Here is an 850-nt window from a genome sequence, read left to right as displayed (position 1 = left end):
ACTAGGGCCTGTCGTCGCCTGAACAGATTGGCTGGGCTTGCGTTTTCGTCTTTCTGATGGAGGAGGGACGATGCTGAGCGACGCGCAATGGGCTGATCTGGAGCCTCTGGTTGAAGCCTGCCGGCCCAAGGCCAAAACGCCTCCTCAGGATCTGCAGCGCACGCTCTCGGCCATCCTTTGGCGGCATCAGAACGGAGCCAAATGGCGAGCCATTCCCGAGGAATTAGGACCCTGGTGGCGGGCTGCCCAGATCTTCATCCGCTGGTCGCGTGCCGGCGTCTGGGAGCGGCTTCTTCACCTCGTGCAGGAGCGCGGTGTCCAACTCGGTATGGTGTTCCTCGACGGCACGAACGTTCGGGCGCACCAAAAGGCGGCGGGAGCCGCCAAAAGGGGGGATCTGCAGCCGAGCGAGACGCTCGTGAAGCTGTTGGCCGCTCGCGTGGCGGGTATGGCACCAAGGCTTGCGTGATCGCCGACGGGCAGGGCCGCGCCATCGCCTTCCAACTGGCGCCCGGTCAGGCCCATGAACTCCCTCACGCTGTTCCCCTGCTCGACCAACTGCCGGGGGTGCCCAAATGGGTCGTGGGGGACCGCGGCTATACCAGCCACGTCTTTCGCGAACACATCTGGAATATGGGCGCTCGGTCTGCGATCCCGCCTCAGCGCCACGAAGCGCCCGTGGCCTGCCCTGATTGGATCTACAACAACCGTAACCAGGTCGAGCGCCTCTGGGCCAGGCTCAAAGAGTGGCGCGCCATCGCCACCCGCTACGAGAAGACTGCCGTCAGCTTCATGGGCGTCCTCTCCCTCGCAGCCGCCCTCGATTGGCTCAAGCGATGACACGCCCTAG

Annotated in this window: 1 protein-coding gene; it reads left to right on the top strand. The window is 64.6% G+C overall.

What is annotated here, in order from left to right; all coding sequences use genetic code 11:
• The first annotated feature begins 70 nt into the window (after positions 1 to 70).
• Positions 71 to 840, top strand: a protein-coding gene (locus FV227_RS28665) for an IS5 family transposase (protein ID WP_147860486.1) whose coding sequence is annotated in 2 segments (ribosomal slippage) — positions 71 to 386 and positions 386 to 840 — 771 coding nt in all. Because the reading frame shifts where the segments join, the coding sequence is not laid out codon by codon here.
• The last annotated feature ends 10 nt before the right edge of the window (positions 841 to 850 follow it).

This window comes from Methylobacterium sp. WL119 (assembly GCF_008039875.1).
GTDB lineage: Bacteria > Pseudomonadota > Alphaproteobacteria > Rhizobiales > Beijerinckiaceae > Methylobacterium.
Note: the sequence above shows the minus strand (reverse complement) of the source record. Positions and strands in the feature narration are given on the sequence as shown.